The organism is Pseudonocardia sp. Ae331_Ps2 (assembly GCF_001932405.1).
Taxonomy (GTDB): Bacteria; Actinomycetota; Actinomycetes; order Mycobacteriales; family Pseudonocardiaceae; genus Pseudonocardia.
The window spans coordinates 3,052,431-3,075,116 of the sequence record NZ_MCIM01000001.1 but is presented as its reverse complement, the minus strand read 5'-3'; the positions used below and the strand labels follow the sequence as shown (position 1 = coordinate 3,075,116).

Annotated in this window: 24 protein-coding genes; 12 read left to right on the top strand and 12 right to left on the bottom strand. The window is 74.7% G+C overall.

What is annotated here, in order from left to right; translation table 11 throughout:
* Positions 1-4: 4 nt before the first annotated feature.
* Entirely contained in the window at positions 5-565 is a 561-nt protein-coding gene (locus tag Ae331Ps2_RS14800; protein WP_075308223.1) for a TetR/AcrR family transcriptional regulator, read from the bottom strand.
* A gap of 90 nt (positions 566-655) precedes the next feature.
* Between Ae331Ps2_RS14800 and Ae331Ps2_RS14795 the strand changes: the two genes are divergently transcribed.
* On the top strand, positions 656-1,117 hold the full coding sequence (locus Ae331Ps2_RS14795) for a nuclear transport factor 2 family protein (RefSeq protein WP_075308225.1): 462 nt from the start codon (positions 656-658) through the stop codon (positions 1,115-1,117).
* A gap of 6 nt (positions 1,118-1,123) precedes the next feature.
* Here Ae331Ps2_RS14795 and Ae331Ps2_RS14790 read toward each other — a convergent pair whose 3' ends face one another.
* The 7 genes from Ae331Ps2_RS14790 to Ae331Ps2_RS14760 all read right to left on the bottom strand — a co-directional run bounded on the left by Ae331Ps2_RS14790 (position 1,124) and on the right by Ae331Ps2_RS14760 (position 6,776).
* Entirely contained in the window at positions 1,124-1,561 is a 438-nt protein-coding gene (locus tag Ae331Ps2_RS14790) for a BLUF domain-containing protein (protein WP_020623134.1), read from the bottom strand.
* A 156-nt stretch (positions 1,562-1,717) separates the two neighbouring features.
* Positions 1,718-2,047 carry a hypothetical protein gene (locus tag Ae331Ps2_RS14785; RefSeq protein ID WP_198932129.1) on the bottom strand — a complete coding sequence of 110 codons (330 nt, stop codon included), beginning with the start codon at positions 2,045-2,047 and terminating at the stop codon, positions 1,718-1,720.
* A 64-nt stretch (positions 2,048-2,111) separates the two neighbouring features.
* Positions 2,112-2,561 carry a hypothetical protein gene (locus Ae331Ps2_RS32055; RefSeq protein WP_075308227.1) on the bottom strand — a complete coding sequence of 150 codons (450 nt, stop codon included), beginning with the start codon at positions 2,559-2,561 and terminating at the stop codon, positions 2,112-2,114.
* 164 nt (positions 2,562-2,725) lie between these two features.
* The gene (locus Ae331Ps2_RS14775; protein ID WP_139318811.1) at positions 2,726-3,493 is read right to left on the bottom strand and encodes an aminoglycoside phosphotransferase family protein; all 768 of its coding nucleotides are present in this window, start codon (positions 3,491-3,493) and stop codon (positions 2,726-2,728) included.
* Positions 3,494-3,524: 31 nt separating this feature from the next.
* Positions 3,525-4,598, bottom strand: coding sequence for a redox-regulated ATPase YchF (gene ychF / locus Ae331Ps2_RS14770; RefSeq protein WP_075308229.1), 1,074 nt, complete (start codon positions 4,596-4,598; stop codon positions 3,525-3,527).
* 25 nt (positions 4,599-4,623) lie between these two features.
* A complete protein-coding gene (locus Ae331Ps2_RS14765; protein WP_075308231.1) occupies positions 4,624-5,295 on the bottom strand; it encodes a response regulator transcription factor in 672 nt (223 codons plus the stop codon).
* On the bottom strand, positions 5,292-6,776 hold the full coding sequence (locus Ae331Ps2_RS14760) for a cell wall metabolism sensor histidine kinase WalK (protein ID WP_139318812.1): 1,485 nt from the start codon (positions 6,774-6,776) through the stop codon (positions 5,292-5,294). The genes Ae331Ps2_RS14765 and Ae331Ps2_RS14760 overlap by 4 nt, the downstream gene beginning before the upstream one ends.
* 314 nt (positions 6,777-7,090) lie before the next feature.
* Between Ae331Ps2_RS14760 and Ae331Ps2_RS14755 the strand changes: the two genes are divergently transcribed.
* Both Ae331Ps2_RS14755 and Ae331Ps2_RS14750 read left to right on the top strand, forming a co-directional pair.
* Positions 7,091-8,584, top strand: a complete 1,494-nt coding sequence (locus Ae331Ps2_RS14755; RefSeq protein WP_170917037.1) for a DNA-3-methyladenine glycosylase 2 family protein — start codon at positions 7,091-7,093, stop codon at positions 8,582-8,584.
* On the top strand, positions 8,581-9,078 hold the full coding sequence (locus Ae331Ps2_RS14750) for a methylated-DNA--[protein]-cysteine S-methyltransferase (RefSeq protein WP_075308233.1): 498 nt from the start codon (positions 8,581-8,583) through the stop codon (positions 9,076-9,078). Before Ae331Ps2_RS14755 ends, Ae331Ps2_RS14750 begins: the two co-directional genes overlap by 4 nt.
* A 67-nt stretch (positions 9,079-9,145) precedes the next feature.
* On the opposite strand, the gene Ae331Ps2_RS14745 is transcribed toward Ae331Ps2_RS14750, so the two are convergent.
* Positions 9,146-9,682 carry a hypothetical protein gene (locus tag Ae331Ps2_RS14745; protein ID WP_075308235.1) on the bottom strand — a complete coding sequence of 179 codons (537 nt, stop codon included), beginning with the start codon at positions 9,680-9,682 and terminating at the stop codon, positions 9,146-9,148.
* A 245-nt stretch (positions 9,683-9,927) separates the two neighbouring features.
* Here Ae331Ps2_RS14745 and Ae331Ps2_RS14740 point away from each other — a divergent pair, with 245 nt between their 5' ends.
* The 3 genes from Ae331Ps2_RS14740 (at position 9,928) to Ae331Ps2_RS14730 (ending at position 13,155) form a co-directional block, all read left to right on the top strand.
* Positions 9,928-11,523: a DNA recombination protein RmuC gene (locus Ae331Ps2_RS14740; RefSeq protein ID WP_075308237.1), complete on the top strand. Its 1,596-nt coding sequence runs from the start codon at positions 9,928-9,930 to the stop codon at positions 11,521-11,523.
* Positions 11,524-11,599: 76 nt separating this feature from the next.
* Entirely contained in the window at positions 11,600-12,421 is an 822-nt protein-coding gene (locus tag Ae331Ps2_RS33975) for a DUF6542 domain-containing protein (protein ID WP_075308239.1), read from the top strand.
* Positions 12,422-12,606: 185 nt separating this feature from the next.
* The gene (locus Ae331Ps2_RS14730; protein ID WP_060713230.1) at positions 12,607-13,155 is read left to right on the top strand and encodes a L,D-transpeptidase; all 549 of its coding nucleotides are present in this window, start codon (positions 12,607-12,609) and stop codon (positions 13,153-13,155) included.
* 84 nt (positions 13,156-13,239) lie between these two features.
* Here Ae331Ps2_RS14730 and Ae331Ps2_RS14725 read toward each other — a convergent pair whose 3' ends face one another.
* A complete protein-coding gene (locus tag Ae331Ps2_RS14725; RefSeq protein ID WP_020626874.1) occupies positions 13,240-14,217 on the bottom strand; it encodes a 4-hydroxy-3-methylbut-2-enyl diphosphate reductase in 978 nt (325 codons plus the stop codon).
* 104 nt (positions 14,218-14,321) lie between these two features.
* On the opposite strand from Ae331Ps2_RS14725, the gene Ae331Ps2_RS14720 reads away from it, so the two are divergent.
* Genes Ae331Ps2_RS14720 through Ae331Ps2_RS14710 form a run of 3 tightly spaced genes read left to right on the top strand, consistent with a single transcriptional unit; the run spans position 14,322 to position 16,398 of the window.
* Positions 14,322-14,930: a lipid droplet-associated protein gene (locus Ae331Ps2_RS14720; RefSeq protein ID WP_075308241.1), complete on the top strand. Its 609-nt coding sequence runs from the start codon at positions 14,322-14,324 to the stop codon at positions 14,928-14,930.
* Positions 14,927-16,165, top strand: coding sequence for an exodeoxyribonuclease VII large subunit (xseA, locus tag Ae331Ps2_RS14715; protein WP_075308243.1), 1,239 nt, complete (start codon positions 14,927-14,929; stop codon positions 16,163-16,165). Before Ae331Ps2_RS14720 ends, xseA begins: the two co-directional genes overlap by 4 nt.
* The gene (locus Ae331Ps2_RS14710; RefSeq protein ID WP_075308245.1) at positions 16,162-16,398 is read left to right on the top strand and encodes an exodeoxyribonuclease VII small subunit; all 237 of its coding nucleotides are present in this window, start codon (positions 16,162-16,164) and stop codon (positions 16,396-16,398) included. The genes xseA and Ae331Ps2_RS14710 overlap by 4 nt, the downstream gene beginning before the upstream one ends.
* Before the next feature lie 72 nt (positions 16,399-16,470).
* Here Ae331Ps2_RS14710 and Ae331Ps2_RS14705 read toward each other — a convergent pair whose 3' ends face one another.
* Together Ae331Ps2_RS14705 and Ae331Ps2_RS14700 are read right to left on the bottom strand one after the other, a co-directional pair.
* On the bottom strand, positions 16,471-17,430 hold the full coding sequence (locus tag Ae331Ps2_RS14705; RefSeq protein ID WP_075308247.1) for a type IV toxin-antitoxin system AbiEi family antitoxin domain-containing protein: 960 nt from the start codon (positions 17,428-17,430) through the stop codon (positions 16,471-16,473).
* 156 nt (positions 17,431-17,586) lie between these two features.
* Positions 17,587-18,216, bottom strand: a complete 630-nt coding sequence (locus Ae331Ps2_RS14700) for a DUF4245 domain-containing protein (RefSeq protein ID WP_075308249.1) — start codon at positions 18,214-18,216, stop codon at positions 17,587-17,589.
* A gap of 610 nt (positions 18,217-18,826) precedes the next feature.
* On the opposite strand from Ae331Ps2_RS14700, the gene glpX reads away from it, so the two are divergent.
* The 3 genes from glpX to Ae331Ps2_RS14685 all read left to right on the top strand — a co-directional run bounded on the left by glpX (position 18,827) and on the right by Ae331Ps2_RS14685 (position 22,661).
* Complete coding sequence (gene glpX, locus Ae331Ps2_RS14695) at positions 18,827-19,813, top strand: class II fructose-bisphosphatase (protein ID WP_226363091.1); 987 nt, start codon at positions 18,827-18,829, stop codon at positions 19,811-19,813.
* Positions 19,814-19,867: 54 nt separating this feature from the next.
* Positions 19,868-21,268, top strand: coding sequence for a class II fumarate hydratase (locus Ae331Ps2_RS14690; RefSeq protein ID WP_075308251.1), 1,401 nt, complete (start codon positions 19,868-19,870; stop codon positions 21,266-21,268).
* A gap of 136 nt (positions 21,269-21,404) precedes the next feature.
* Positions 21,405-22,661: an EAL domain-containing protein gene (locus Ae331Ps2_RS14685; protein ID WP_075308253.1), complete on the top strand. Its 1,257-nt coding sequence runs from the start codon at positions 21,405-21,407 to the stop codon at positions 22,659-22,661.
* Positions 22,662-22,686 lie beyond the last annotated feature (25 nt).

The window sequence follows — 22,686 nt, the reverse complement described above, 5'->3', positions numbered from 1 at the left end:
TCGGTCAGGGCAGCAGTGCCGCCACCGCCGCCCGCGCCTGCCGCGCCGGCTCCGGGCTCCCGCCGATCGCCGCGGTCACCATCGCCCCCTCCGCGAGCAGGCAGACCGGCTCGACGGGGTCCACCCCGGCCGCCGACGCCCACTCCCCGAGTTCCCGGTGGAACAGCTCCTTGTGCCTGCGCACCTCTCGCAGCACCGGCTCCGAGGTACTGCCGAGCTCGCCGTAGGCGTTGATCCAGGCGCAGCCGCGGAACCCCGGCCGGGCGAACCACTCCCCCAGCCAGTCGAAGGCGGCGAGGAGCCGCTGCCGCGGGTCCTCGACCCGGGTCACGTACGCCGCCAGGTCGGCGCGCCACCGCTCGTCGCGCCGACGGAGCACCGCGACGACGAGGTCCTCCTTGGTGGCGAAGTCCCGGTAGATCCGCTTGAGCGGGAGCCCCGACGCCGACCTGACCTGGTCCATCCCGACGGCCCGGATGCCGCGCTCGTAGAACAGCAGCTCCGCCGCCTCCAGCAGGCCGTCCCGGTCGAGACGGGCCTGTTCCTCGGTGATGGCCGCAGGCACCGATGACCTCCTTGACATCGAGAACGGTCGTTCCCTACGTTACCGGAACGCATCGAGAACGATGGTTCTCGACCCACCGAGGAGGCAGCCGTGGCCGAAGGCCGTCCGCCCTACCCGCCGTTCACGCCGGAGACCGCGCGACAGAAGGTGCAGGCCGCCGAGGACGCCTGGAACACCCGCGACCCGGAGCGCGTCGCGGGCGCGTACACACCGGACTCGGTGTGGCGCAACCGCGACACCTTCGCGACCGGCCGGCAGGAGATCGTCGAGCTGCTGACCGCGAAGTGGCAGCGCGAGCAGGACTACGCGCTGCGCAAGAGCCTGTGGGCGTTCGACGACAACCGCATCGCCGTCCGGTTCCAGTACGAGTCCCGCGACGCCGACGGCCAGTGGTGGCGCAGCTACGGCAACGAGCTGTGGGAGTTCGACGAGCTGGGGCTCATGCGGCGGCGGGAGGCCAGCATCAACGACGTCCCGATCACCGAGGCGGAGCGGCGTATCCACGGCCCGCGCCCCGACTCCGAGCGGGGGGTCGACATCCCTCTGCAGTGAACGACGTCAGACCGTGTCCGCGCCGATGGTGTTCCGCATCCGGGTGAGCAGATCCTGCTGCTCCCGCCCGGGCTGGTCCGGCGCCGCGGGCCGGATGCGGCCGTCGACGTCGTGCAGCGGGATGTCCGAGCGCCCGATCGCGGAGATGCGGGCCATCGACCAGCGGGAGAACACCCGGGAGTCCACCGTCGTCGACTCGAGGACCGACACGTCGGTGTGCCGGTCGTCTGCCTCGATCTTCTCGAACAGCCCGGTGACCACTGCCTCGTCGCCCTCCAGGGTCTGGACGAACCAGTTGTCCGAGATCAACAGCGCACCGGTCACACCGGCCTTCTTGTTCTTCGACCGAGCCACGTCGAAGATCTCGGCGAGGACCTCGTCGCGGCGGTCGCGAGGCACGGTGCTGTGGCTGCGGTAGATCAGCCTGTGGACCTGCTCGGCCATGTGGTTCCCCCGTGTCGGTCGGGCCGCCTCACCGGAGACGGGCGTGGAACCGTCACGGACCCGGATCCCGGGTGATCGTCACGGCCGTCCCGACGGTAGTGGCGTACGACACACTCCGACGTCGCGATATGAGACGCCCTGTCGGAAGATCGGTCGCTACCGGGCCCCGTCGAACCGGACGTCCACCCGGACCTGTCGTCCGTCTCGCACCGCCACACCGTGGCCCGGCCGTTCCTCGCCGTCGACCCGGACCCGCAGCGGTGCGCCCTCGCCGGTGAAGTTGCGCCACCAGTTCTTCCGGTCCGGCAGCTCGACACGGATGACGCCGCCGTCGCCGGCGGGCTGGAAGGCCACGGGGAGCCGGAACTCCGTGCCGGATCGGCGTCCGTGGTAGCTGATCTCCGTCAACGGACCGAGCCTGCCCGAGCGCGCGAGGGGCGCGACGACGGTGTTGACGACCCGGGCCATGCGCTGGAGGAGGTTCACGCTCCGCCAGCGTAGCCGCGGGCGACCGGCGCCGCCCGTGCCGCGACGGGGAGGTCAAGGCAGGTCAGCAGTCGCTCCGGGGCACCAGGCCCCGCTCGCACAGGTACTGCATCTGGGTCTCGCCGCTGGTCGGTGCCCGGCCCGCGGACGTACCCGGGTCGAGGTACCCCTGGTAGGCGGAGCACGACGGGTCGAACCGGCCGGCCGCCATCGCCCGCTCCGCGCAGTCGGCACCGGCGGTCGTCGCCCTGCTCCGCTCGGCCTCCCGCGCCTCGGCCGCCGCAGCCCGGTCCATCGCCCGGCGGGCCTCGGTGAGCGCCCCGTCCACCGCCGCGCCCGGCACGGACGCCGCCGGACCGACGCGGAGCAGCACACCGGTGGCGGGTGCGAACCGGGCGGACACCGGAGCGACCGCGGGTTCCGGGACGGTGCTCGGCTCGGCCCCGGACGCCGCGGCGCACGCGCTGGTGGCGAACACGGCGGCGACGACGGCTGCCACGGCGAAGCGGCCCATGCCCATCGTCGTTCCCCCAGCCGGTCACACCGGCCCCGCTCGCCGGGGCCTCGCGCACAGTGTCGTGGGTGGCGCGACGACGGTCAGTGTGGGCGCCGGATCGTCACCCCTTCTGATGAGCGGGGGGTGCGCAGACGGGGCGGGTCAGACGTTGGAAGGGATGATCAGACGGCCGCTGCGTCGGCCACCGTCACCCAGGCGGCCGCGCGATCGGCATCGACACCGGCGGATCGGGCGACACTGCGGCCGAGGAGGTGTGCCGTCTCCAGGTCGTCGTAGCTCAGTTTCAGGGCGAGCACGGCGACGTCGTAGGCGGCTTCGCCGTTCATCCCGCGCGGGCCGATGAACCACGGCCGACCGCGGCCGTGGAGGACGTGGGGCGGTGAGAGGTCGGCGTGGCACAGTCCGGCCGGCGAGTCGGTGGCGAGCTGGTCGAGAACCACGTCGGCGGCCGGATCGGTGAGCCGTGCCCGGAGCCACGGGACGATGCTCGGCGCCGAGGGCACGCCGTCCTCGTCGGCGAGGGTGCGCAGCATCGTGGCTGCGCCCTCGAGGTCCCGCGGCCGCGGCTCCCGCTCGGCGAACGATGCGCCGGGCTCGACCGCGTCCAGTGCGGTCCACGTGCTCGTGGGTGTGTTCCGCAGGAGATGGACCGCAGGCGCCAGACCAGCTCGCGAGAGCTGCTCCAGCACCGCGGCCTGGTGAACGGCGTCCGGGTCGGGGCTCGACCGCAGGACCACCCGAGCGCCGGCGCTGGTCGTCGCCTCCACCACGTGGGCCGACCTGGAGGAGAACGTCGTGCCGGTCGGTGTGACCGAGAGTGCGGCGCAGACCTCGGCCAGCTCGACGGGGAGCGCCTCCACCCAGGCGGGTGCGCGGTCGGGCCATCGCGCGTGTACGGCTCGGGCGAGGTCGGGATGCAGCGGAGTCACGGGCGCAGTGCGGTGGCGACGGCGGGCCGGGTCAGACGTTGAAGCGGAACTCGACCACGTCGCCGTCGTGCATCACGTAGTCCTTCCCCTCCATCCGCACCTTCCCCGCGGCCTTCGCGGCGTTCATCGACCCCGCGGCGACCAGGTCGTCGAAGGAGACGATCTCGGCCTTGATGAAGCCCCGCTCGAAGTCGGTGTGGATGACCCCGGCCGCCTGCGGCGCGGTGGCCCCCTGCGGGATCGTCCAGGCCCGCGACTCCTTGGGCCCGGCGGTCAGGTAGGTCTGCAGACCGAGAGTGGCGAACCCGGCGCGGGCCAGCTGGGCCAGTCCCGGCTCGTCCTGCCCGATCGACTCCAGGAGCTCGGCAGCGGACTCGTCGTCGAGCTCCAGCAGCTCGGCCTCGACCTTGGCGTCGAGGAACACGGCCCGGGCGGGGGCGACCAGCTCGGTGAGCTCCTTGCGCCGGGCGTCGTCGGTGAGGACGGCCTCGTCGGCGTTGAAGACGTAGAGGAACGGCTTCGTCGTGAGCAGCGTCAGCTCGCGCAGCAGCTCGGTGTCGGCCTCGGCCTGGAACAGCGTCCGGCCCTCATTGAGGATCGCGACGGCGGCGTTCGCGGCGTCGAGGACCGGCTTGCGGTCCTTCTGCGTGCGGGCCTCCTTCTCCAGCCGCGGCACCGCCTTCTCCAGCGTCTGGAGGTCGGCCAGGACCAGCTCGGTCGCGATCGTCTCGATGTCGCTCGCGGCGTCGATGCGGCCGTCGACGTGCACCACGTCCGGGTCGTCGAAGACGCGGACGACCTGGCAGATCGCGTCGGACTCGCGGATGTTCGCGAGGAACTTGTTGCCCAGACCCGCGCCCTCGGACGCGCCCTTGACGATGCCGGCGATGTCGACGAACGACACCGTCGCCGGGATGATCTTCTCCGACGAGAAGATCTCGGCCAGCTTCCCCAGGCGCTCGTCGGGGAGCGGGACGACGCCGACGTTGGGCTCGATCGTCGCGAACGGGTAGTTCGCGGCGAGCACGTCGTTGCGGGTCAGCGCGTTGAACAGGGTCGACTTGCCGACGTTGGGCAGGCCGACGATGCCGAGGGTGAGGGACACGGACGACCAGGGTAGTCGGGACTCCTCAGCCCGGTTCGAGCCGGTAGCCCGCGCCGCGCACCGTCGCGATCCAACCGGCGCCGAGCTTACGACGCAGGTAGCGCACGTAGACGTCGACGACGTTGGACGAGGCCCCCGACTCGGCAGGCCCCCACACCAGCCGGAGCAGCTGGTCGCGGGACAACACCTGGCCCGGGTGGCGCAGGAACGTCTCGGCCAGCGCGCACTCGCGCGTGGACAGCTCGACGGTGCGGCCGTGCACGCTCACGTGCCGGGTGCGGGGGTCGAGCTCGAGTCCGTGGAAGGTCAGCAGATCCGGGTCCGGGACCGGGCGGGCGCGCTCCAGCCGCAGCCGGATCCGGGCCACCAGCTCCTCGAACCGGAACGGTTTGGCCATGTAGTCGTCGGCACCGCCGGTCAGCCCGGCGACGGTGTCGTGCACGCTGTCGCGCGCGGTCAGGATGATCACCGGGAGGCTGCTGCCGGCCGCCCGCAGTCGTCGCAGGACCTCGAAGCCGTCCATCCCGGGCAGCCCGATGTCGAGCACCAGCAGGTCGAACCCCCCGGACACGGCGTGGTCGTGCACGCCGGCCCCGTCGGCGACGACCGTGACCTCGAACCCGGCCCCGACCAGGCCCTTCTTCACCAAGGACGCGATGCGCAGCTCGTCCTCGGCCACCAGGATCCGGCTGGTCACGTCTCGCTCCTCGGCAGGTCCAGTGTGAAGGTCGCCCCGTGCCCGGGCGTGCTCTCGAGCAGCACGCGACCGCCGTGCGTCGTCGCGATGGCCTCGACGATGGACAGCCCGAGCCCGGCGCCGTCGGAGCGGGGTGCGTCGTCGCCGCGCGCGAAGCGCCGGAACACCCGCTGCCGGTCCTCCGGCGCGACGCCCGGTCCGGTGTCGGCCACCCAGATCCGCACCCGCCCGTCGACCGCCTCCGAGCCGAGCGCGATCCGGTCGCCGTCGCCGGTGAAGCGGGTCGCGTTGTCGGCCAGCGCGACGACGGCCTGGGTGATCCGCTGCGGGTCCATCCGGCACCGCACCGCGGCCACCGCCTCCAGCCGCCAGTCCCGGTCGGCGAGGCCGGTCAGCTTCTCGAACAGCTCCCGGGTCAGTGCGCCGACGTCGACGAGCTCGGTCCGGAGCAGCGACGGCTGCTCGGCCCGGGTCAGCGCGAGCATCTCCGACACCAGCCGGTTCATCCGCTCCAGCTCGTCGTCGACCAGGGCGACGGTCTCGACGACGTCGTCGGGGTCGTGCGGGTCGAGCACCCCGAGGTGCCCCCGCACGATGGTGATCGGGGTGCGCAGCTCGTGGCCGGCGTCGTCGACGAACCGCCGCTGGGACTCCATACCGCTCTGCACCCGGTCGAGCATCGCGTTCAGCGTGATGGCCAGCTCGGCGATCTCGTCGCGGGCCTGCGCGCGCTGCGGCACCCGGCGCGACAGGTCCCGCCCGGTGATGGTGTTCGCGGTCGCGGCGACGTCGCGCAGCGGCCGCAGGATGCGCCCGGCCACCAGCCACGCCCCGACCGCGGACAGCAGCGCCGTACCGAACCCGACCAGCCCCATCAAGCGCGCGGCCTCGTGGGCGAAGTCGTGCTCGCGGTCGGTGAAGTAGCCGATCACGATGACGCCGCGCTGCGGGTCGCCGGCGAGCCCGACCGGCAACGCCGACCAGCGCACCTCGCCCGCCGAGCTCTCGTAGGACCCGCGGGTGGGACGACGGACGTCGGCGACCAGCGCGGTGAACGCCGGGTCCTCGCGCAGCAGCACCCGCGGGCTCGTCCGCCGGGACTCCCAGCGGAAGCGCCCGTCGAGATAGCCGAGGAACTTCTCGTTCGGCCGCGCGACGTTCGCGGCGATCACCGACCGCAGGATCTCGTCGACCGAGGAGTACGGCCGGCCGGTCGTCGGGTTGATGCCGGTCTCGGTGACGCGGGCGAACTCGGCGATCTCGGAGTTCAGCGCCCCGTCGATCCGGCGGTCGGTCTCGTCGATCAGCAGCATCCAGGTCAGCAGCGTGACGACGCCCAGCGAGGCCAGCACCAGCAGCACGACCCACCCGACGATGCGGGTGCGGGCCCCGATCGCCCGACCGACGCGGCGGGGCCCGGGGCCGGACCCGACGGCCTCGGTCGCGATGATCGCCTCCAGTTCGTCCGTGCCGGTGACCATGATCCCGTACCCGCTGCGGGACGGGCGCACCGTGGGCAGCGCTCTCGTGCCGACACCCGGCACGGATGAGCACCGTCGGTCGTCGATACAGCTCCGTTGGGAGTAAGGCACGCTCCGTCGCACGGCGCACAGGTGACACACGGACATCGTCGAACGGCTGCCACCACCCGGACGGCCGAGCACCACACCCGTCCGGGCCGAGCTCCGACGACCGGGACCGAGGGGGACGTCGTGCGCCTGCCCTGGACCGGCCCCGGACACCGGTGACCGATTCCCGCCAGTGGCGACGGCCGCCCAGTGGCATCGTCGGTACCGTGCTGCTCGACCACGACTCCTGCTACCGCGCCGTCGCCGCCAAGGACGCGCGGTTCGACGGCCAGTTCGTCACGGCCGTGCGCACCACCGGCATCTACTGCCGTCCGTCCTGCCCGGTACCGCCTCCGCGCTCGCACAACGTCGAGTTCCTGCGGACCGCGGCCGCCGCGCAGACCGCGGGCTACCGGGCCTGCCGGCGGTGCCTGCCCGACGCCGTCCCCGGCTCGCCGGAGTGGAACCTGCGTGCCGACGCCGCGGGGCGGGCCATGCGCCTGATCGCCGACGGCGTCGTCGAGCGCGACGGGGTCCCCGGGCTCGCGTCGCGGCTGGGCTACTCGCCCCGCCAGCTCGGCCGGATCCTCACCTCCGAGGTGGGTGCCGGGCCGCTGGCCCTGGCCCGCGCGCAGCGCGCGCACACCGCCCGCATCCTGGTCGAGACCACCCCGCTCGGGCTGGCCGACGTCGCGTTCGCCGCCGGGTTCGGCAGCGTCCGGCAGTTCAACGACACCGTCCGCGCCGTCTACGGCGTCCCGCCCTCCCAGCTGCGCGCCGAGGCCGCACGCCGCACGCGCAACCGCGAGCCCGGCCCGCCCGGGGCGCTCGTGCTGCGGCTGCCCTACCGGTCCCCGTTCGACCCGCACGGTCTGCTCGACCACCTCGCGGCCCGCGCGGTCGACGGTGTCGAGACCGTCGGCGGCGGCACCTACCGCCGCACGCTGTGGCTCCCGCACGGATCGGCCGCCGTCGCACTGGACCTGACCGCGCGGCCCGGCGCCGTGGTGGCGACGCTGCGGGCGTCCGACCCGCGGGACGTCGGGCCCGCGGTGTACCGGCTGCGCCGATTGCTCGACCTCGACGCCGACCCGCTCGCCGTCGACGCCGTGCTGGGTGCCGACGCCGCACTCGCCCCCCTGGTCGCCGCGACGCCCGGGATCCGGCTGGCGGGCACCGTCGACCCGGCCGAGACGGCGGTCCGCACGGTGCTGGGCCAGCAGGTGTCGGTCGCCGCCGCCCGCACCGCCGCGGCCCGTCTCGCGGCCACGCACGGGACGCCGCTGCCCGCGGAGCTGTGCGACGACGGCGGGCCGCACCTGCTGTTCCCCGAGCCGGGAACCCTCGTCGACGCCGACCTCGCGGGCCCGGCCCGACGAGCGTCGTCGCTGCGCGGGCTGTGTGCCGCGCTCGCCGACGGCACGCTCGCCCTCGACCCCGGGCGCGACCCGGACGACCTGCGCGCCGAGCTGTGCGCGCTGCCCGGGATCGGACCCTGGAGCGCCGGCTACCTGGCCATGCGGGTCCTGGGTGACCCCGACGAGCTGCTCGCCTCCGACCTCGCGGTGCGCCGCGGCGCCGAGGCGCTCGGACTGCCCTGCGACGGGGCCGCGCTCACCGCGCGCGCCCGCGCCTGGGCCCCCTGGCGGTCCTACGCCGCCACCCATCTCTGGCGGGCCGCGACGTCCGCCGCCACCACCACCGCTCGGAGGAGCGCATGAGCACAGCAACGTGGTCCACACGGGACACCCCGGCCGGGCCGTTCACCGCGGTCGTCGACGACGACGGCCACGTCCTCGCCTCCGGCTGGACCGCCTCGGTCGACGAGCTGCTCGCCCTGGTGCACCGCTCACTGGCCCCGACGACCGTGGTCGAGGGCGACCTCGGCGCGGTCGGCGAGGCGGTCGACCGCTACCACGACGGCGAGCTGTCGGCGATCGACGACGTGCCCGTCCGCCAGCGGTCCGGCCCCTACCGGGAGCTGGCGTGGGACGTGCTGCGGGCCGTGCCCGCGGGGGCACCGGTCACCTACACCGGCTACGCCGAGAAGACCGGCCGCCCCGCGGCGGTGCGTGCCGCGGCCGGCGCCTGCGCGTCCAACGCGGCGGCGCTGTTCGTCCCGTGCCACCGGGTGCTGCGCAGCGACGGGACCCTGGGCGGGTTCCGCTACGGCCTGGCCGTGAAGCGGTGGCTGCTGGAGCACGAGGCGGTCTGAGACCGTCCCCGGCGACCGCGGATCGCGCACCGCGGCCGCCGGGTGCCCCGGCACCGGTGCCCCCGGGTCAGCCCTCGGTGACCGGTCCGACCTGGATCCCGGCGTCGACGCCGATCGGTCCCCGGGCCAGGAAGCTGCCCGGGATGTCGCCGCCGGGACCGTGCAGCGAGAACTCCAGCTCGTTCGCCGGGGCGGGCCCGGCGGAGTTGCGGATCTGCACGTCGAACTGCACGGGCTCCCCCGGCCCGAACTCGACGGCGCGGGTCTGGTCGCCGTAGGGCACCGCGACCTCGGAGGCGCGCGGCGAGCCGTTCAGGCTGAACACCAGGTCCGACGGCGATCCGGACAGCAGGCACGGCGCGGTGCCCGGGGCCGCGCTGAGCACGACCGAGTAGTGACGGTGCCCGGCGCTCGCCGGCGCCGGGTGGATGGTCGCCTGCTGGTTCGCCGGCCGGCAGGCGCTGGGCGCCGGGTCCCCCGCCGGCGTCGCGGGTGCGGCCGAGGCGACCCCGGCCGGGACGAGCACTGCCGCGGCGGCGACAGCCAGGGCGGCGGTGGTCGTGGCGGCCGTACGGCCGATGGTGCGGGCGAGTCGGGTGGTCATCACAGGTACCTCTCTCACTCTCGCGGCGCCCGGGCCCCCGGCCCGGACCGTCGGCCCCCGAAGGTCCGACACCGGAGAAGACGTGTGCATAGCGAACCGGTTCGCCCCGCGTGGCATCCGTCTCGCCGGGGCAACCCGTCCGGCCGCAGACCTCCCCTGCGATCCGGTGCGCGACACCGGACTCCGGACACGCCGCCGACCTGCGGCGACGCGGAACTGTCGGGGGTGCGGTGCACGCTGCGGGGGTGGACGTCCTCAGCCTGCTCCTCGGATCGATGCTCGGTGCGGCGGTCGCCGCCGCCGTGGTCTGGTCGGTGGCCGCCGCCCGGTTCCGTGCCGAGGCGGCCGAGGCGGCCCGCGCCGCCGCGAACACCGCCGCCACCACCCGGGCGGACGCCGCGGGCCTGCGCGCCGAGCGCACCGCGCTGCTCGAGCGGGTCGAGGAGCTGCACGAGTCGCTCGACGACGCGACGAACCGGGCCCGGCGCGCCGAGTCCGAGGCCGCCGGGGCCACCGCCGCGCTGCGCGCCGAGCGGGAGGCCCGCGCGCAGGCCGAGGCCGCGACGACGCGCCGCGAGGCCGAGCTGAAGGACTCCTTCGCCGCGCTGTCGCAGGACGCGCTGGCCCGCAACAACGAGGCGTTCGTGGCGCTGGCGGAGAGCCGGATCAAGGAGGCGACCGCCGCGCTCGCGGCCAGGGCCGACGGCGACCAGGCGGCCCGCGCGAAGGCCGTCGAGCAGCTGCTCGACCCGGTCTCGGCGGCGCTGGGCCGGGTCGAGGGCCAGCTGCGGACGGTGGAGAAGGAACGCGAGTCCGCCTATGCCGGGCTCCGCGAGCAGGTCAGGGCGATGGCGGCGAGCTCGGACAGGCTCGGCACCGAGACGAAGGCGCTGGTCAACGCGCTGCGGGCGCCGCAGGTGCGGGGCCGGTGGGGTGAGATGCAGCTGCAGCGGGTCGCCGAGATGGCCGGGATGCTCGAGCACTGCGACTTCTCCACCCAGGTGTCCGCCGCCGGGGAGGACGGCGGGGTCCGCCCGGACATGCTGGTCCGGCTCGCGGGCGGCAAGCAGGTCGTCGTCGACGCGAAGGTGCCGTTCGCGGCCTACCTGCAGGCGGTCGAGGCCTCCGACCCGGACGTGCACATCGAGCGGCTCGCCGCGCACGCCCGGCAGCTGCGCACCCACGTGGACCAGCTCTCCGCCAAGGCCTACTGGGAGTCGTTCGAGCCCACACCGGAGTTCGTGGTGCTGTTCGTGCCCGGCGACCCGTTCCTGGAGGCCGCACTCCGCTCGGACCCGGGGCTGCTGGAGTACGCCTTCGGCCGCAACGTCGTGCTCTCGACGCCGACCACCCTCGTCGCGCTGCTGCGCACCGTCGCCTACGGCTGGAAGCAGGAGGCGCTGGCCCGCAACGCCGCCCAGGTGCACCGGCTCGGGCGCGAGCTGCACGGGCGCCTCGCGACGATGGGCACCCACGTCGCGAAGCTCGGCCGCAGCCTCGACGCGGTCGTGGACAGCTACAACCGGACCGTCTCCTCGCTGGAGGCCCGGGTCCTGGTGAGCGCCCGGAAGTTCACCGAGCTGCAGGTGTCCGACACCGAGCTGGAGACCCCCGCGACGGTCGACCGGACCCCGCGCGGTGTCTCCGCACCCGAGCTGGTCGCCTCCGCCGGGGACTCGCTGGTGTCCCTGGAGGACCTCGGGCGGCCCGACCACAACCGGACGGACGGCACCCGATCCGGCGGTGGCCGACCCGACGGCGCACATCCGGGCACGTTCGGCGACGGCGACACGGAACACGACGAGGCGGCCGGGACACCGTGGCGGGAGGGGTTAGGCTGACCGGGTGACCACGGCCCGATCGACTTCGGCCCGCCGGCCCGGCCGGGGGTCCGCCCCCGCGCGCGGTGGCTGGCCGGTGCGCGAGCGGTCCCTGCTCCCCCCGGTCCTCGGGATCCCGCCGATGGCGGCGACCGGCCTGGCCGTCGGCACCACAGCTCTCGGGGTCCTGGTGGACCTGCTGCGGATCGGCACCGTCGGCCGGGTGTTCGAGGTCTGCTACCTGCTCGGTTGCGTGCTCGCGGTGTCCTGGGTCCGCCGGCGCAGCCTGTTCCTGCCGGCCGTGCAGCCGCCGCTGCTGCTCGCCGTCGTCGTCCCGCTGGTCGCGGTGCTCATCGGCGCCCCGTCCGGTGGCGGCGCGGCGCAGAGCCTGCTCATGGCGGGCGCACCGCTCATCAACGCGTTCCCGGCGATGGCGGTGACCACGCTGGTCGTGCTGCTCGTCGCCGGCCTGCGGGTGCTGCGCCAGCGGCTCGGCCCGGACGACGCGGTCGGCCGGCTGCGGCAGCGCCTGGGCCGCGACCCGGGCGGGTACGACCCGGACGGGCCCGGCGGGCGGACCCGGGCGCCGCGCGGTGCGGGTACGCCCGGCACGGCGACCGCGGCCCGGTCCCGCACGTCCGGCACTGCCCGCACCGGGTCGGCCACCGGGTCGACCCCGACCGGCTCCGCCCGACGCGACACGGCCCGCACCGGGTCCACCGGCACCGGGGTCTCGCGCACCGGCTCCGCAGCGCGCTCCACCGGGATCTCGCGCACCGGTTCGGCGGCACGCTCCACCGGGTCCGCGCGCTCCGGCTCCTCCCGCGCGGAGTCCTCCCGTGTCGATCCGTCCCGCTCCGAGCCCACCCGCGGGTCGACGCGCGGGGCGACCGGCCGGACACGCCGCGACACCCGCTGACGGCGGAACCGGCGCTCCGCATGCATCCGCCCAGGTGGACGGCCGGAACGTACCCCGCAGACCGCCCGGGTGACGACGGACCGGACAATGGGAGCAACCCACTGCCCTCCCGAGCGTCTTCCCCATCGGGGGCACGGCGTGACCCCGCCGCTCCCCCCGACGCACGCCGGAACCACTGGAGCGCCATGTCGACCACCCGCAGCCCCCGCAGGACGCGACCCGCGATCGTCGTCGCGCTGGTCACCGCGGCCGTCGCGCTGATCGGCGTCGGCACCGCGATCGCCGGGACCCCGGCCGCCCAGGCCTTCCGGGACCAGCCGCTCGTCGCGGGCACCCCGTGCACCGTCACGGCCCGCGCCTGTGTCGACCTCGACTCGCAGCGCTCCTGGCTGTTCACCGACGGGAAGATCACCCACGGGCCCGTCCCGGTCGCCATCGGCGGCCCGGGCAAGGAGACCCCGATCGGCCACTCCCTGCGGGTGTACCGCAAGGAGCAGCTCCACAAGAGTGGCGAGTACACGATGACCAACGGCGAGCCCGCCCCGATGCCGTGGGCGGTGTTCTTCCAGGACGGCGGCATCGCCTTCCACGAGGGCCGCACCGACACCCCGTCGGCGGGCTGCGTCCGGCTCGCCCCGGAGAACGCGAAGCTCTGGTTCGACACCCTGCAGATCGGTGACCAGGTGCAGGTCGTGTCGGCGAAGCAGGTCCAGGCGGACCGCGCGGCGGGCTGACCGCTCCACCCCCTGTACGACGCAGGCCCCGGACCGAGTCGGTCCGGGGCCTGCGTCGTGCGTGACGGGCTCAGTTCACCGGGCTCAGTTCACCGGGGTCAGGCCCAGCGACCGGCCACGCGGCGGGCGCAGCTCACGGGGCAGCGAGAAGGTCAGCGTCTCCTCGGCGGTGTCGACCTCCTCGACCGAGCCGAAGCCGCGCTCGGCCAGGTACTCGACGACACCCTGCACCAGGATCTCCGGCACCGACGCGCCGCTGGTGATCCCGACCGTCGTGACGCCGTCGAGCCACGACTCGTCGATCTCACGGGCGTAGTCGATCAGGTACGAGGCGCCGGCCCCGGCGCCGAGGGCGACCTCGACCAGACGCACCGAGTTCGACGAGTTCCGCGACCCGACGACCAGCACGAGGTCGCAGCGCGGCGCCATCGTCTTCACCGCGACCTGACGGTTCTGCGTGGCGTAGCAGATGTCGTCCGACGGGGGGTTCTGCAGCTTCGGGAAACGCTCGCGCAGGGCGCGCACGGTGTCCATGGTCTCGTCGACGCTGAGCGTGGTCTGCGAGAGCCACACGACCTTCTCCGGGTCGCGGACGGTCACGGAGTCGACGTCGGCGGCGGACTCGACGAGCTGGATGTGCTCGGGCGCCTCACCAGAGGTCCCCTCGACCTCCTCGTGCCCAGCGTGCCCGACGAGCAGGATGTCGTAGTCCTCGCGGGCGAACCGCTTCGCCTCCTGGTGGACCTTGGTCACCAGCGGGCAGGTCGCGTCGATGGTCTGCAGGTTCCGGCCCGAGGCCTCGGCGCGGACCGCGGGCGAAACGCCGTGCGCGGAGAACACGACGTGCGCGCCCTCCGGGACCTCCGACGCCTCGTCGACGAAGATCGCGCCGCGCTCGCGCAGCGTCTCCACCACGTGCTTGTTGTGCACGATCTCCTTGCGGACGTACACGGGGGCGCCGTACTGGTCGAGTGCCTGCTCCACCGCCTCGACGGCACGGTCGACGCCCGCGCAGTAGCCGCGGGGCTTGGCGAGCAGGACCTGCTTGGCAGAACCGGACATGCCCCCAGGGTACGGACCACCCCGGGAACGGGCAGCCGCACGTGACCGGCCCGACCGGGCGCCCGGCGCGACAGGCGACCGCGGATCAGGGGACAATGGCGTGCATGTCTCCGCTGCCGTTCCCCGTGCGGATCGCCGCCGGCCTCGTCGTGACCGCCGTCGAGCAGGCCCGAGAGCTGCCGCGGCACGCCGTCGAGCTGCCGGTGACCGCGGTCAGCCAGGCGTTGCAGGTGTCCATGCGGGTCCAGCAGCGGATCACCGAGCTGGCCATCAAGGGTGACCGCGCGCTGGGCACCCTGCGTCCCGCCGACGACGTCCCCAGCTGGGCGACCTTCGACGACGACCTGGCCGACGGCGCCGACATCTCGCTGCCCGACCCGGAGCCGATCGCCCCGCCGCTGCCGCCCGCCGCCCCGGCCGGCCGCAACGGCACCGTGTCGTCGCTGCGACCCGCCCGCACCGGCATCCCGATCGACCGGTCCCCGTCGTCCCGGCCGGCGGCGGCGTCGAACCGGGCCGAGGCGAGCGCGACCGCGCCGGCCGTGCTGCCCGAGTACCCGACGATGACCGTGCCCCAGCTGCGCGGCAAGCTCCGCACGCTGAGCCTCGACGACCTCACGGACCTCCTCGCCTGGGAGACCGCACACGAGAACCGGCCGCCGTACGTCACGATGCTGACGAACCGGATCGCGACGGTGTCCGAGAACCGTTGAGCGCCACGACCTCCGAGGAGGACCCGTGGCCGGTCCGCACGGTCGCCCGCAAGATCGCCGAGTGGGTCGACCGGCTCGGCGCGGTGTGGGTCGAGGGCCAGCTCGCCCAGGTCAACGCCCGCTCCGGGACCACGTTCCTGACGCTGCGTGACCCGGCCGCCGACATCTCCCTGCAGCTGACGGCGCCGTCGTCGCTGGTGCGCGACGCCGGCGGCGCCGTGACCGAGGGCAGCCGGGTGATCGTGCACGGCAAGCCGTCGTTCTACCTGGGGCGCGGCACGCTGTCGCTGCGCGTCGACCGGATCCGCGCGGTCGGTCTCGGTGAGCTGCTGGCCCGCATCGAGCGGCTGCGCAGGCTGCTCGCCGCCGAGGGGCTGTTCGACCCGTCCCTCAAACGGCGCCCGCCGCTGCTCCCGCACACCATCGGTCTGGTCACCGGGCGCGACTCCGCGGCCGAGCACGACGTGGTCCGCAACGCCACCGCGCGCTGGCCCGCGGTGCGGTTCCGGATCGAGAACGTCGCCGTACAGGGCGGGCTGGCCGTGGAGCAGGTCGTCGGCGCGCTGCGGGCGCTCGACCGCGACCCGGACGTCGAGGTCATCGTGCTCGCCCGCGGCGGCGGCAGCGTCGAGGACCTGCTGCCCTTCTCCGACGAGACGCTGTGCCGTGCCGTCGCCGCCTGCCGTACCCCGGTCGTCTCGGCCATCGGGCACGAGCCGGACACCCCGCTGGTCGATCACGTCGCCGACGTGCGCTGCTCCACCCCGACCGAGGCCGGACGCAGCCTGGTCCCCGACCTCGCCGAGGAGACCGCCCGGATCTCCGGGCTGCGCGACCGGGCCCGCCGAGCCCTGCACGGCTGGGTCGACCGCGAGCAGCACCGCCTCGACGACCTACGACGGCGGCCGGTGCTCACCGACCCGCTGCGCATGGTCACCGCCCGGGAGGGCGAGATCGCCGACGCCCGCGCCGCCGCCCACCGCGCGGTGCTGCGCCGGCTGGACCGGGCGTCGTCGGAGCTGGAGCACCTGGGCGCCCGGCTCGCCGCGCTCAGCCCGACCGCGACCCTGGCGCGCGGCTACGCGATCGTGCAGCTCGCCGACCGCACCGACGACGTGCCCCCGCTCCTGCGGTCGGTCACCGACGCGCCCGCCGGCACCGGCCTGCGGATCCGGGTCGCCGACGGCGCCGTCGCCGCCACCGTGACCACCACCCCCGACCCGGAGACCCGATGAGCGACCGACCGGCAGTGGAGACCCTGGGCTACGAGCAGGCCCGCGACGAGCTCATGGAGGTCGTGCGCGCACTGGAGGTCGGCGGCCTCGGCCTGGACGAGTCCGTCGCGCTGTGGGAGCGCGGCGAGGCCCTGGCCAAGCGCTGCGACGCCCAGCTCGCCGGCGCCCGCACCCGCATCGAGGAGAAGCTGGCCGACGCCGACGCCGACGCCGACGACCCCGACGACGCCTGAGCCTCCGACACGGGAACCGGCGTCCGACACGGGTTCCGACCCCGTGTGGGACGCCGCATCCGGTGTGGGAGGTCACCGGGGCTGCAGCCTTGTACGGAGGCGGGTCAGGAGGGCGGTGGGGGCGTCCAGGTCGCGCCAGGTCCACCGGACGACGTGCAGGCCCAGGTCACGGAGCCGGTCCTCGCGGATCTTCTCCTCGGTGATCACCTGACCCGCCGTCCTCCCCGGCGGGAGCAGACGCCCGTACTTCACCTCGCCGTCGAACTCCCCGACGACGGGCGGGCTGCCGTCCCACCAGAAGTCGACGGTCGCGCACCACCGGCCGCCGGCGTCCCGGACCTCGCGCTGCAGGTCGGGGGCCGGGAGCCCGGCCGCGTGGAACAGCACGCGGCTCCGTGACTCGCCGGGGCTCGCGGCGCGCCCGTCGGCGAACCGCGCGACGCGCACCGCGGCCGCCGTCCCCCGCCGACGACGCTCCGGGCGCGCCGCGGTCAGGAGCTCCGCGGTCCGGAGCCCGTACCGCCGGGCCAGACCGTCCGCGACGACGACCGCCTGACCGAACGGCACCGTCCTGGCCACGTCGGCGACGGTGCGGGCGGGCGCGGTCACCAGGATCCCGCGCACCCGCAGCGTCTCCGCGGGATCGAGGGGCACCGCGTGGAGGACGAGGTCGTGTCCCCGGCGAGCCCCGGTCGGCGCCGACCGCGTGACGTGGACGCGGTCCAGCGGCACGTCCCAGATCTCGGTGCCGTGCACGACCGCGGCGGAGACGTGGCTGACGACCGCGGGCGACTCGAGCCGACGCACCACCCCGCGCACGGCGCGCTCGTGCCCGGCGACGAGCTCCTCCCAGCGTTGACCGGGGTCCCCCCGCAGCACCGGCGACCCCGACGGCACGGCACCGCGGTACATCCCGCGGCAGACCCGCACGATCGCCCCCGAGCCGACGGCGTGGCGGATCTCGGCCTCGCTCATCCCCGCGGCGAGCAGCTCCGAGCGCCGCACGGGCGTCGTACCAGGCAGAAGGTCCATGCCCCGACCCTGCCCCGCAACACCCCCACCAACGCCCCCGAACCGAACCCTGTGGACAACTCCCCGCAATGTGGACAACCACGTCCCACAGGGATTCCGGCGTCGCACACGGGATCGGATCCCCTGTGGGACGCCGGAACCCGTGTAAGACCGGGGTCAGGAACCGGGTGGGAAGACTCGGGCGGTGGTGAGGGCTTCCGCCAGGGTTCGGAACTGGTCCTCCGACGCCGAGCCGGTCACCAGGACCCGGACCTCGGGACGGCCGGGCAGCGTCGCGATCCGGAAGGGCTCGCCGCCCTCGGCGCCGTAGACCTCCCAGGTCAGGCCGCCCGCCTGCACGGTGCCGCGCATCGTCGGGGGTCCGTCGCCGCGGCCCGCGGAGCCGGACTCGGTGGCGAGGACGCCCTCGACCGACCCGTCGGTCTGGACCAGGCTCAGGAAGTCCGCGTCGGGGGTGACGAAGCCGATGCGCACGGCGGTGCCGCCGCCCTCGACCGGGCCCCGATCGGTGGAGTTGGCCCGGAACGGCACGTCCGGCAGCCGCAGCGGGAAGGTCGAGCCGCGGGCGTACTCGGCGATCCGGGCCGGGGCGTCGACGGTGGGTCCCGACGCGGCGTCCTCGGCCGGGCCGCCGGGCGAGAACGAGCACGACCCGCCGACCGAGAAGATCAGCAGCGCGACCGGGACGAGGATCAGGCAGGCCCAGATCAGGTCGCGCACCGACGCGTCGCCGCGGCCGGGCTTGTGCATCGCCTGCGGTCCGGCCTCCGGGATCCGGCGGGTCACCGGCGGTGGCTGCGGCCGTCCGGCCCGGGCCGCACCCGCGGGCGCGGCGGCCGGAGCCGCCCGGGCCGCAGCGAGAGCCGGATCCGAGTCCGCGGCCGGAGCCGGGCCCGCAGCCGCAGCCGGGTCCGCGGCCACAGCCGGGTCCGCGGCCGCAGCTGGAGGCGCAGCCGAATCCGGGTCCGAAGCGGGGTGCGCAGCCGGATCCGCAGCCGGGGAAACGGCCGCGGCCGGCTCCCGGACCGGCCCGGCGTCCGCGTCCGGGGCCACCGGACCCGGCGCCGGGTCCGGGGACGCCGGGTCAGGGGACGCCGGGTTCGGGGCAGCCGGGGACCCGCCGGGCCCCGAGGCCTCCGGGCGCTCCGAGGACGGCGTTCCCGGGTCAGGTCGTGCGCTCACGTGTCCATCGTCCCAGGCATGGCGTCGGTCGCTCATCACTGCTCCCCCGGCGCCCCACGTGCGAGGATCGCCGGGCGCCTCCCCGTACGCCGGTCACCACCCGGGCGAGGGGACGTCGCCGACGAGCACGCCGCCCGTGAATGGAGACGTATCCGTGAGCCAGTCCGCCAGCCCCGCCCCCCGCCGTCGTGAGGCGCCCGACCGCAACCTGGCGATGGAGCTGGTCCGGGTCACCGAGGCCGCCGCCATGGCCGCGGGCCGCTGGGTCGGCAAGGGCGACAAGAACGGTGGCGACGGCGCCGCCGTCGACGCCATGCGCCAGCTCATCTCGTCGGTGTCGATGCGCGGTGTCGTCGTCATCGGCGAGGGCGAGAAGGACGAGGCCCCGATGCTGTTCAACGGCGAGGAGGTCGGGAACGGCGAGGGCCCGTTCTGCGACGTCGCCGTCGACCCCATCGACGGCACCACGCTGATGGCCAAGGGCATGCCGAACGCGCTCGCGGTGCTCGCCGTCGCCGAGCGCGACGCGATGTTCGACCCGTCCGCGGTGTTCTACATGGAGAAGATCGCGGTCGGCCCGGACTCGGCCGACGTCATCGACATCACCGCGCCGGTCGCGGAGAACATCCGCCGGGTCGCGCGGGCCAAGGAGACCGACGTCGCCGACGTGACGGTCTGTGTGCTCGACCGTCCGCGGCACGAGCAGATCGTCGCCGAGATCCGCGAGGCCGGCGCCCGGATCTCCTTCATCTCCGACGGCGACGTCGCCGGTGCCATCGCCGCGGCACGTCCCAACTCGGGCGTGGACATGCTCTACGGCGTCGGCGGCACCCCGGAGGGGATCATCACCGCGGCCGCGCTCAAGTGCATGGGCGGCGAGATCCAGGGCCGCCTGTGGCCCACCGACGACGCCGAGCGGGAGAAGGCCCTCGCCGCGGGCCACGACCTCGACAAGGTCCTGACCACCGCCGAGCTCGTGCGCGGCGAGAACGTCTTCTTCTGCGCCACCGGCATCACCGACGGCCCGCTGCTGCGCGGCGTCCACTACCGGGGCGGCGGCGCGACCACCCAGTCGATCGTGATGCGGTCCAAGTCCGGCACGGTGCGGCTGATCGACGGCTACCACCGCCTCACCAAGCTGCGCGAGTTCTCCTCCGTCGACTTCGACGGCGTCGAGGGCGAGGCCCCGCCGCTGCCGTGAGGTTAGGCTCACTTAACACTGCGGGACGGGTCGCGGAGGAGTAGACCTTCGCCCATGAGCGAGGACTTCCGCATCGAGCACGACACCATGGGCGAGGTCCGGGTCCCCGCCGACGCGCTGTGGCGGGCCCAGACCCAGCGCGCGGTGGAGAACTTCCCGATCTCCGGCCGCGGCCTGGAGCGCGCCCAGATCCGCGCGCTCGGCCTGGTCAAGGCGGCCGCGGCCCGGGTGAACGGCGAGCTGGGCGTACTGGACGACGACCGGGCCCGCGCGATCGCCGCGGCCGCCGACGAGGTGGCCGCGGGCGGGCACGACGACCACTTCCCGGTCGACGTCTTCCAGACGGGCTCCGGCACGTCGTCGAACATGAACGCCAACGAGGTGATCGCCTCGCTGGCCGCCCGCGCCGGTACGGACGTGCACCCGAACGACCACGTCAACGCCTCGCAGTCGTCGAACGACGTCTTCCCGACGACCATCCACCTCGCCGCCACCGAGGCGCTGGCGACCGAGGTCGTCCCGGCGCTGGAGCACCTCGAGGCCGCGTTGCGCCGCCGCGCCGCGGACTGGTCGGAGGTCGTGAAGGCCGGCCGCACCCACCTGATGGACGCCGTCCCGATCACCCTCGGCCAGGAGGCGGGTGGCTGGGCCAGCCAGGCCGGCTACGGCGCCGACCGCGTCCGCGACGCACTGCCCCGCCTCGCCGTCCTGCCGATCGGCGGGACCGCGGTCGGCACCGGGCTGAACGCGCCGGACGGGTTCGGCGCCGCCGTCGTCGCGAAGCTGCGCGAGACCACCGGTCTGGAGCAGCTCGCCGAGGCCACCGACCACATCGAGGCCCAGGGCTCGCGTGACGGCCTGGTCGAGGCCTCCGGCGCGCTGCGCACCGTCGCCGTGTCGCTCTACAAGATCGCCAACGACCTGCGCTGGCTGTCGTCCGGACCGCGGACCGGGCTGGCCGAGATCCACCTGCCGGACCTGCAGCCGGGCAGCTCGATCATGCCGGGCAAGGTCAACCCGGTGATCTGCGAGGCCACGATGATGGTCTGCGCCCAGGTCATGGGCAACGACGCGTGCGTCGGCTTCTCCGGCAGCCAGGGCAACCTGGAGCTGAACGTGATGATGCCGGTGATGGCGCGCAACGTGCTGGAGTCCGCACGACTGATCGCGAACGTGGCGCGGCTGCTCGCCGACAAGGTCGTCGACGGGATGGAGGCCGACCTCGAGCGCACCCGCGAGTACGCCGAGTCCTCGCCGTCGATCGTCACCCCGCTGAACTCGAAGATCGGCTACGAGGAGGCGGCGGCCATCGCGAAGCAGGCACTGAAGGAGCGACGGACCATCCGCGAGGTCGTGATCGAGCGCGGGCACGTGGCGAACGGGACGCTCACCGAGGCCGAGCTGGACCGCGCGCTGGACGTGCTGGCGATGACCCGCGGCGAAAAGCGCTCCTGACCCCGGCTGCGCCCGGTCACCGGCCGGGCGCACCGGGTCAGTCCACCCGCTGTTCATCTCCGGTCCCCGTTCGGTCCACATCGACGTGACACTATGTGAGCACCAGTCGATCACTTTCACTCGAACGGACCGCACCATGGCCGACCAGCGCTTCGCGTACGTCCCCGTGCACGATCTGCGCACCGGTCGCGTCGCCGGGGTCGAGGTGGTGCCGCGCCGGCAGCACGACGCGGTGGCCGTCGTGGCCCGCGACCGCGGCTGGGACGCCCGCCGGATCGCCGAGCTCGACGCGGGTACCGCGGTCTCGGCGGTCGCGTCGGCCCGCGCGCACGGCGGCACGGTCCCGATCCAGGTCGATGTCGCCGCGGACACCGTCCTGCACGCGCGGGAGCGGCTGCGCGGCATGCTGGGCGACGCCACCGACCCGGTGGCCCCGCTGCTGGAGGTGGGGCCGCCGATCGCCGCCGCGGCGCCGGCCGAGCACCTCGTCCCGGCACTGGCCGAGCTGCGGCGGTGGGGATTCCGGATCGGGCTCGACGGGGCCGGGCGCGCGTTCGGGCCCGAGGTGGTGGCCGCCGTCCGGCCGGACGTGGTGAAGCTGGAGCCCGACCTCTGCGGCGGGGTGCTCGACGCGGGCACGGGTGCCGCCGTCCGCGCGGTGCTCGAGGTGTCCCGCACGGCCGGGGCGCCGGTCGCCGCGACCGGGGTCCACGACGCGGGCCGGCTGGTCGGGTTGTTCGTGACCGGCGTCGCCCTCGCCCAGGGCCCGCTGCTGGGCGGGGCGCGCGCCGTCCCCGAGGCCGACCCGGCGACCCGTGCGGAGCTGCTCGGCCTGCTGAGCGCGGTGCCGCAGCCGTTCACGCCCGGGTCCGCGCCGCCCGGGGTCACACCGCCCGGGATCACACCGTCGGTCCCCGAGCGGCCCGCGACACCCCGGCCGGCCGGTCCCCCGGTGCGCGGGCTCGCCGTCCCGGCCGTGACCCTGCCCGACGACGCCGTCGGCGACACCGCCCGCGAGGTGCTGCGCGCCCGCCCCGAGTCGGCCGGGATCGTCCTGGTCGACCGGGCGCACCGGCCGGTCGGCTACCTCGACCGCAGCCGCGTCCTGCTCCAGCTGGCAGGCAGGTTCGGCCACGCGCTATGGGCCGAGAAGCCGGCGGCCGAGCTGGCGGACCCGCCGCGGACCGTCGACGAGCGGACCCCGCTGCACCGCGCGATGGAGATCGGTCTGGCCGGCGACCCGGCCCGCGGCTACGACGACCTGGTCGTCGTCGCACCGGACGGCACCTGCCGCGGGGTCGTCCCGGTCGCCGAGCTGTGGCGCCGCGCGATCCTGCCGCCCGCGGGCGGCCCGCGTCCCGCACCGGCACCGCAGGTCGTGCGCACCGCCTGACCCGACGACGCGCGGAGTGTCGGGG

What these genes read in the sequence shown, in the direction of transcription:
- Ae331Ps2_RS32055 (WP_075308227.1), bottom strand. Translation starts at nt 2,561, where the DNA reads ATGGGCCGCTTCGCCGTGGCAGCCGTCGTCGCCGCCGTGTTCGCCACC.
- glpX (WP_226363091.1), top strand. Translation starts at nt 18,827, where the DNA reads ATGGAGCTGGTCCGGGTCACCGAGGCCGCCGCCATGGCCGCGGGCCGC.
- Ae331Ps2_RS14745 (WP_075308235.1), bottom strand. Translation starts at nt 9,682, where the DNA reads ATGACCACCCGACTCGCCCGCACCATCGGCCGTACGGCCGCCACGACC.
- Ae331Ps2_RS14750 (WP_075308233.1), top strand. Translation starts at nt 8,581, where the DNA reads ATGAGCACAGCAACGTGGTCCACACGGGACACCCCGGCCGGGCCGTTC.
- Ae331Ps2_RS14705 (WP_075308247.1), bottom strand. Translation starts at nt 17,430, where the DNA reads ATGGACCTTCTGCCTGGTACGACGCCCGTGCGGCGCTCGGAGCTGCTC.
- Ae331Ps2_RS14710 (WP_075308245.1), top strand. Translation starts at nt 16,162, where the DNA reads ATGAGCGACCGACCGGCAGTGGAGACCCTGGGCTACGAGCAGGCCCGC.
- Ae331Ps2_RS14760 (WP_139318812.1), bottom strand. Translation starts at nt 6,776, where the DNA reads ATGGTCACCGGCACGGACGAACTGGAGGCGATCATCGCGACCGAGGCC.
- Ae331Ps2_RS14730 (WP_060713230.1), top strand. Translation starts at nt 12,607, where the DNA reads ATGTCGACCACCCGCAGCCCCCGCAGGACGCGACCCGCGATCGTCGTC.
- Ae331Ps2_RS14725 (WP_020626874.1), bottom strand. Translation starts at nt 14,217, where the DNA reads ATGTCCGGTTCTGCCAAGCAGGTCCTGCTCGCCAAGCCCCGCGGCTAC.
- Ae331Ps2_RS14720 (WP_075308241.1), top strand. Translation starts at nt 14,322, where the DNA reads ATGTCTCCGCTGCCGTTCCCCGTGCGGATCGCCGCCGGCCTCGTCGTG.
- Ae331Ps2_RS14790 (WP_020623134.1), bottom strand. Translation starts at nt 1,561, where the DNA reads ATGGCCGAGCAGGTCCACAGGCTGATCTACCGCAGCCACAGCACCGTG.
- Ae331Ps2_RS14685 (WP_075308253.1), top strand. Translation starts at nt 21,405, where the DNA reads ATGGCCGACCAGCGCTTCGCGTACGTCCCCGTGCACGATCTGCGCACC.
- Ae331Ps2_RS14690 (WP_075308251.1), top strand. Translation starts at nt 19,868, where the DNA reads ATGAGCGAGGACTTCCGCATCGAGCACGACACCATGGGCGAGGTCCGG.